Origin of the sequence: Inhella sp. (genome assembly GCF_041912635.1) — a bacterium.
In the GTDB taxonomy this organism is placed as follows: domain Bacteria; phylum Pseudomonadota; class Gammaproteobacteria; order Burkholderiales; family Burkholderiaceae_C; genus Inhella.
In genome coordinates this window covers 1-6,628 of sequence record NZ_JAYRMO010000058.1, presented here as the reverse complement: position 1 = coordinate 6,628, position 6,628 = coordinate 1, and the positions used below count along the sequence as shown (strand labels likewise).

The following is a 6,628-nucleotide window of genomic DNA, read 5'->3' as shown; positions in this document are numbered from 1 at the left end:
GTTGGTTCAATGACTTGCTGGATGTCTGCCCGAGGTTGCGGGCCGTGCGTACCACTGCCAAACGCAATCCCCGCATGGTCAAGCGACGCAACTCGCCGTACGCCTCGCACAACCGATTCCTCAGCAATCGGGTGGCGGCGGACTACCGCCCGCTCGTCATCGAGCCCTTGCCGCCGGCGCCCGACCGCCAACCCATGCGGCACCTGCTTATGCGCAGATTCGGACATCCTGACAACTAAACGAACAGTATTGGGTCAGGCCTTTAATTTGAACCTCCTCCCCCAGGACTAACACCACGAACCGCCCTCTGCGCATCGAATTCCCTGGCGCTGCTGACCGCGCGCACAGTACGCCGGGCGAGGGCACGCTCTTCCTGATCGATTGGCCGGAACAGCCGGCTACAGCGCCAACCCCCGCAGCAACCGCGACACCTCGCGATTCGCCAGCAGCCGGGTGCCGTCGCGCATCAGCAGTTCCAGCTGGCTTTGCTCGTCGGCCTGCATCGATTCGACGAAATCCAGGTTCACCATCGCACTGCGGTGGATGCGCAGGAAGCGCGCCGGGTCCAGGCGCTGCTCCAGGTCCTGCAGGGGCACGCGCACCACGTATTGCTGGCCGGCGCTGGTGATGACGGTGTACTTGGCGTCGGACGTCAGGTGCTCGATGCGTTCGACGGCAAGCGGAAAGATGCGGCCACGGTCGCGCACCAGGATGCGGGTCAGCGGCCCCTGGCCGCCGCCCAGTACGCGCAGCAGGGTGTCGGGCGGGGCGGCTTCCTCTTCGGCCAGCACGCGCTGCACGGCGGCGTCGAAGCGTTCGCGCGTGAAGGGCTTGAGCAGGTAGTCCACCGCGTTCAGCTCGAAGGCGGTGACGGCGTGCTGGTCGTAGGCGGTGGTGAAGATCAGCGCGGGCCGGTGCTGCAGGTGCTGCAGGCGCTGCAGCACCTCCAGGCCGGTGAGCTCGGGCATCTGGATGTCCATGAAGACGAGTTCGGGCTTCAGCGCCTCGATGCGCTCCAGCGCCTCGCGGCCGTCGCAGGCTTCGCCAAGCAGGCGCAGCGCCGGCCAAGGGGCCAGGAAGTCGCGCAGGGTCTCGCGCGCCAGCGGCTCGTCTTCGCAGATCAGCACGGTCTTGGTGGTCATGGGGCGGGCAACTCCAGGTGCACGGCAAAGCCCTGGCCGGGGGCAGTGTGAAGGCTGAAGCGGGCCTGCTCGCCAAAGGCCAGTTTGAGGCGCCGCCGCACGGTGCGCAGGCCCAGGCCGGCGGCCGTCTCGGCCTGTTCCGGCGGGCAGCCGGGGCCGTCGTCGGCCACTTCCAGCTGCAGGCGCTGGCCTTGCAGGCGCGCGGCCACGCGCAGGCGGCCGGGCCCGCGGCGTGGCGCGATGGCGTGCTGGATGCTGTTTTCCACCAGCGGCTGCAGGGTCAGCGAGGGCAGCAGGCAGTTCAAGGCGGCCTCGTCCACCTGCCACTCCGACTGCAGGCGCTCGCCCAGGCGCAGGGCTTCCAGCGCCAGGTAGTCGCGCGTGAACTCCAGCTCCTCGGCCAGGGTCACGCGCTCGGCGTCGCGGCGCTCGCTGTCCAGCACCTGGCGCAGCAGGTCGGAGAAGCGGTGCAGGGCGGCTTCGGCCTGGCTGGGGTCGCGGCGCAGCAGGGCCAGGATGGAGTGCAGGGTGTTGAACAGGAAATGCGGATTGAGCTTGCTGCGCAGCGCGGCCAGCTCGGCGCGCGCCAGCAGCTCGCGCGTCTGGGCGCCGGCCACGGCCTCGGCGCGGGCGCGCTGCACGGCGCGGAAGGCGCTGAAGCCGGCGGCGGCGCTGGCGTAAATCATCAGGCCCCACAGGCTTTGCCACAGGAACCAGGCGGCGCGGGCGCGTTCGGCCACCTGCTCGCCATAGCCGGCCAGGTAGAGCAGGTAGGAGGCCCCATGCCAGGTCAATACGAAGCCCAGCGCCGCCAGCAAGTGCAGGGCCATGGCGGCCGGGGCGCTGCGCACGCGCCGGCCCACCCAGCCCGTCAGCGGCCAGCACAGCAGCAGCAGGGGCACGGCGGGGCCGAAGCTGAGCAGTGAACCCAGCACGGCGTCGCGCCAGCGGAAGTTGGGCGCCGCGCTCAGCCCGGCCATGCTGACGGCCATGAAGTACAGCGCGTACAGCGTCAGCAGGCCCAGCAGCGCCGCACGGCGCAGTTCGGGCGGCATGGTGAACAGGGCGAGGAGACGGCGCATGGGGCGGATTCTGGTCAGCCGCACCGGCCGATGGGGGCGCGCTGGACTGGATTGAGGATTCGGGGCGCCGAACGGCGGAAACGATTGAAACCTGCCGGCCGGGTGCTGAAACGGTTGCGATACCCCGTGGTCGCACAGTGGCACATCCACCCGAACGGCCTCGCCTGCCATGCTCAGCTTCCTGGTCTCCGCCCTCACCCCCATTGCCATGCTGCTCACGCTGCTGACGGCCGGCATCCTGGGCTTCTACACGGCGCGGGTGCCGCAGGGCGATGGCGCGATGGGGCTGATCATTCCCTTCATGAGCGCCATCCTGGCCGGCGTGGCCGGCCTGCTGGCCCTGCTGTGCTTTGCGCTGCGCGGCGGGCTGGACCCGCTGGGCTGGAGCCGCGCCCAGGCCGTGGGCGCCGCGCTGGGCGCCGGCCTGCTGCTGGGCCTGGCCATCTTTGGCGCGCTGATTGCCTGGGCCGAGGCGCCCTGGGCGCGCATCCCCCTGCTGCTGAACCTGGCCGGCCTGCTGCTGCCGCTGGGTGCGCACACCCTGCTGCTGGTGGCCAATGCCCAGGGCATTGCCAGCCTGCCGCACACCGGCTGGGGCAAGGGCCTGCTGGGCGCGGGGGCCGGGGCGCTGCTCGCCGGCGCGCTGTGCGGTGCGGCCATGCTTTACGCGCAATGGCGCCTGAGCCAGGCCAATTACGCCGCGGCCCTGGAGGCCCAGCAGGAACGCCAGGCCGAGGAACAACGCCGCGAGGCCCTGGGCCCGGCCGGGCGGCTGAACGAAGACCTGGCGCGCTACAGCGATGACGCCCCGCTCTGGACCCTGAGCGCGGGCCTGCCCTTCGAACCCGACCCTGCCCTGCGCACCATCTGGATCGAGCGCGCCCTGCGCGTGCCGCAGTTCGAGCAGGAGCTGCGCGGCAATCTGTGCACCGAGCACAGCATCTACCGCCATGGCGCGGCCGTGCTGGTGGCCGAGATGCCGAAAGAGCGCCTGCAGCCGGCCGCCTGGTCGCCCTGGCTGGCCGAGGACGCCCGCCGCACCGCCGAAGACATCCGCGCCCACGGCCTGGGCCGCCATGGCGACGATGTGGGCGTGGAGCACGCCCTGGCCATTGCCCGCGCCACCGCCCGCCTGCAGCCGCAACAGCCCGAGCTGCGCGCCGCCCTGCAGGCCCTGCAGCAGGCCGTGGCCGCCGCCCCCGCCCACCCGCAGCAGCAAGCTGCGCTGCAGGCCCTGAACGCTTTGTTGAACTGAAGGAGCCCGCCATGGGACTGCAAGAACGCCGCCTGATCCAGACCCTGCAGCAGGAAACCCTGCCCGCGCGCAGCGCCGAGATCGCCGAGATCTGCGGCCAGGCCGTGCCCTACGAGGTGGATTGGGACAGCCTGGGCCAGGACGGTCAGGCGCTGAACTTCGTCGACAACACCGCCTGCCATCGCCTCAACATGGCGCTGCGCGTGATCTGCCTGGACGAGATGGGCAAGCAGGCCGTGCGCGAAGGGCTCAAGCAGGTGAAGCTGGTGAACGTGGCCACGCCCGAGCTCAAGCAGCTGCGCTTTGCGGGCGGCGTGCTGGAGATCCACAACGCCTTCGCGCACGGCGCGCAGGGCATGCACAGCGATGGCGAGATCCGCGCCCTGCTGGAGGCCGGGCTGTGAAGTGGCGTGCGCTGCTGGCCCTGTTCTGCGCCGGTGCCGCGGTGCAGGCCCAGCCCCTCTATCCCATTCGCAACGGCGACCTGCACGGCCTGATCGACGCCAACGGCCGCGTGGTGCTGGCACCCGAGTACGCCGAGCTGGTGCAGGGCGACCCGCTGGTACTGGCGCGCAAGGGCAACCGCACCGCCTATTACGACGCCCAGGGCCGCGTGGTGGTGGCGCCGCAAGAGGCCTGGACCCTGCCCTTCAGCGAGGGCCTGGTGCCCACGGCGGTGAAGGACACGAAAGGGGCCTACCGCTGGGGCTACGCCGAACCCAATGGCCGCCTGGCCATCGCCGCCGAGTTCGACAGCGCTGGCCCCTTTGCCGACGGACTGGCCGTGGTGGGCCGGCTGGACGAATGGGGCGTCATGAAATACGGCGCCATCAACCGCCAGGGCAAACTGGTGCTGCCCTGCACGCACGAAAAGCTGCTGCCCCCGGCCGGCGGCCTGCTGCGCAGCGAATCCAAGCAGCGCACGCACCGCGTGTTCGACGCCAGCGGCCGTGACCTCACGCCCAAGGACGTGGACTTCATCGGCCTGCCCGCGGACGGCATGGTGCGCGTCTGGTCGGGCCGGCTGCAGGGCTATATGACGCTGGCCGGCGAGCTGCGCATCGCCCCGCGCTTTCAGCAGGCCAGCGAGTTCCGCGAGGGCCGCGCGCGCGTGTGGATCGAGGGCAAATACGGCTTCATCGACAAACAGGGCGAGCTGGTGGTGCAGGCGCAGTTCGACAGCGCCGAAGACTTCTCCGACGGCCTGGCCTTGGTGAAGCGCGAGGGCCGCAGCCTCTTCATCGACCCGCAGGGCAAGACCGTGCTGGAGCCCCAAGTCGAGCGCGCCTGGTCCTTCAGCGAGGGCCTGGCGGTGGTGCGCGTGGGGCGCCTGCATGGCTACATCGACAAGAAAGGTCGCAGGGTCATCGAGCCGCAGTACAGCTTCGCGCGGCCCTTCCACCAGGGCCTGGCCTATGTGGGCCAGGGCCGCACGTCCGCCTACATCCGCCCCGATGGCCAGGCCGTGTGGCGCCGCGATGAATGAGCCCGCGAGCCATGAGGGCGCGCTGCAGATCGGGGCCCTGAGCAACCAGGGCGCTGGCGCCCCGCCCGAGCTGCTGACGGCCCGGGTGGCGCAGTACCCGGGCTGCCAGCAGCTGCAGGTCTGGCTGCCGCGCCCCGGCTGGCAGGGCTATGAGCGCCTGAGCCTGCAGGCGCTGGAGCCCGAGGCTTTGATCGAGGAGGCGCCGGTGGGCGAGCGCCTGAGCGGCAGCGTGCAGCTGCTGTTCGACACCCTGGCCTGGCCGCCCGGCGCCTACCGCCTGCGCATCGGGCATGCCGAGGGTTGGGCGCACGAGCTGGAGCTGCGCAAGCTGGATGGCCCGGCGCCCGCACCGCCGCCCGCGCCGCTGCCGGTGCCCTCTGAAGAAGCGCCGATCCGCTACCGCGATGGCCTGGGCCGGCCGCTGCCGGACGAGGACCTGCTGCTGCGCCTGCGCCTGCTGGAGCGCCTGCAGCAGCGCTTCGCGCGCCGCGTCGAGATCCAGGGCACGGCGCGTTCAGGGCAGGTGCATTACACGGAGCCGGGGCTGCACATTGCCTTTGATTACGAGATGGGCGCCCAGCCCTGCCAGATGCGCGTGCTGCTGCCCAGCGTGGCGCAATGGGCGGCCCAGACCGGCTGCGCGCCCGAGCGGCGCGAGGAGATCCTGCAGTTCCTGGCTGAGCGCCTGGACCGCCAGCAGGGCTGGCGTCACGCGATCAGCGAGCACGAGATTTCGTTTTACTAAGGGCAGGGCCCCAGCCCCGGCTGGCTGGGCCGCGAGAGCTTGCACAGCGCGGCCCAGAAGCGCTGCGCGAACTGCGGCTGCGCCTGCAGCAGCGCGGGGCTGAGCGCGGCATGGAAGAAGGCGCGCTGCAGCGGCGGCTGCAGGGCCTGCAGCGCGGGTTCGCGCTGCAGCTCTTCCGGCGGCACCGCGCCCTCCACGTCGGCCAGCGCCTCGAAGCGGCCGCCGCGCAGCATGGCCAGCGCGCTGCTGCGGCTGGTGGCCGTCTGGTAGGTCCAGCCCGCGCGCTGCGCCGTCGCCTCCACCGGGCTGCCGGCAATCACGCCCAGGCTCAGCTGCGCCGGCTCGGCCTTGGGCAGGGCCTGGCCGGCCGCGGGGCGGCGCACGAACAGCACCACGCGTGATTCACCCAGCGCCAGGCGCGGGTCCACCCGGCCATCGGGCAGGCGCGGAAAGCCCAGCGCGGCACGGTCGGGGGCGTCGGCGCGCATCAGCATCGCCACCTGGATCTGGTCGTTCAGGGTCTCGGCCACCAGGCGGCGCACCGGCCGGCGCACCAGTTCGGCCGGGCAGTTCAGCAGCTGCAGGGCCTGGCGGGTCAGCAGCACGGTCGAGCCGGGCTCGGCCTGGAACTCGCTGCCGCGCCCGCGTACATAGGGGCTGGCGTCGTCGTCCACGAAGCCGATGCGCAGGGGCTGCGGGCAGTCCGTTGCCAGAGCCAGCGCAGGGGCCAGGCACAACAGGGTCAGACCGAGCCAGCGCATGGCGATGCTCAGACCTCGACCAGCACGAAATGCTTGCGCACGGGCAGGAGGCTGTCGGGCTTTGGGCATGCCCCGCGTTCGAGCGGGAAAGGGGCCAAGGCTAGGCGGTCGGGCGCAGCCCAAACCGGGGGCAGGCACGCGCGGCCAACAACCCAAA

Annotated in this window: 8 protein-coding genes; 5 read left to right on the top strand and 3 right to left on the bottom strand. The window is 71.3% G+C overall.

Annotation, left to right across the window (positions count from 1 at the left end):
* Positions 1 to 239 (top strand): hypothetical protein (locus ACE3QP_RS21510; protein ID WP_374439087.1); only part of this gene is annotated, 239 nt, incomplete at its 5' end.
* A gap of 159 nt (positions 240 to 398) precedes the next feature.
* Here the strand turns inward: ACE3QP_RS21510 and ACE3QP_RS21505 are convergent.
* Positions 399 to 1,142: a LytR/AlgR family response regulator transcription factor gene (locus tag ACE3QP_RS21505; RefSeq protein ID WP_374439085.1), complete on the bottom strand. Its 744-nt coding sequence runs from the start codon at positions 1,140 to 1,142 to the stop codon at positions 399 to 401.
* Positions 1,139 to 2,224 carry a sensor histidine kinase gene (locus ACE3QP_RS21500; protein ID WP_374439083.1) on the bottom strand — a complete coding sequence of 362 codons (1,086 nt, stop codon included), beginning with the start codon at positions 2,222 to 2,224 and terminating at the stop codon, positions 1,139 to 1,141. Before ACE3QP_RS21500 ends, ACE3QP_RS21505 begins: the two co-directional genes overlap by 4 nt.
* A gap of 169 nt (positions 2,225 to 2,393) precedes the next feature.
* On the opposite strand from ACE3QP_RS21500, the gene ACE3QP_RS21495 reads away from it, so the two are divergent.
* The 4 genes from ACE3QP_RS21495 to ACE3QP_RS21480 are packed head-to-tail and all read left to right on the top strand — an operon-like array spanning position 2,394 to position 5,710.
* Entirely contained in the window at positions 2,394 to 3,479 is a 1,086-nt protein-coding gene (locus ACE3QP_RS21495) for a hypothetical protein (protein ID WP_374439081.1), read from the top strand.
* An 11-nt stretch (positions 3,480 to 3,490) separates the two neighbouring features.
* A complete protein-coding gene (locus ACE3QP_RS21490) occupies positions 3,491 to 3,883 on the top strand; it encodes a hypothetical protein (RefSeq protein WP_374439079.1) in 393 nt (130 codons plus the stop codon).
* Positions 3,880 to 4,965: a WG repeat-containing protein gene (locus tag ACE3QP_RS21485; protein ID WP_374439077.1), complete on the top strand. Its 1,086-nt coding sequence runs from the start codon at positions 3,880 to 3,882 to the stop codon at positions 4,963 to 4,965. The genes ACE3QP_RS21490 and ACE3QP_RS21485 overlap by 4 nt, the downstream gene beginning before the upstream one ends.
* Positions 4,958 to 5,710, top strand: a complete 753-nt coding sequence (locus ACE3QP_RS21480; protein WP_374439075.1) for a hypothetical protein — start codon at positions 4,958 to 4,960, stop codon at positions 5,708 to 5,710. Before ACE3QP_RS21485 ends, ACE3QP_RS21480 begins: the two co-directional genes overlap by 8 nt.
* Here ACE3QP_RS21480 and ACE3QP_RS21475 read toward each other — a convergent pair.
* On the bottom strand, positions 5,707 to 6,471 hold the full coding sequence (locus ACE3QP_RS21475; protein WP_374439073.1) for a hypothetical protein: 765 nt from the start codon (positions 6,469 to 6,471) through the stop codon (positions 5,707 to 5,709). The two genes, ACE3QP_RS21480 and ACE3QP_RS21475, sit on opposite strands and share 4 nt — an antisense overlap.
* Positions 6,472 to 6,628: the final 157 nt, after the last annotated feature.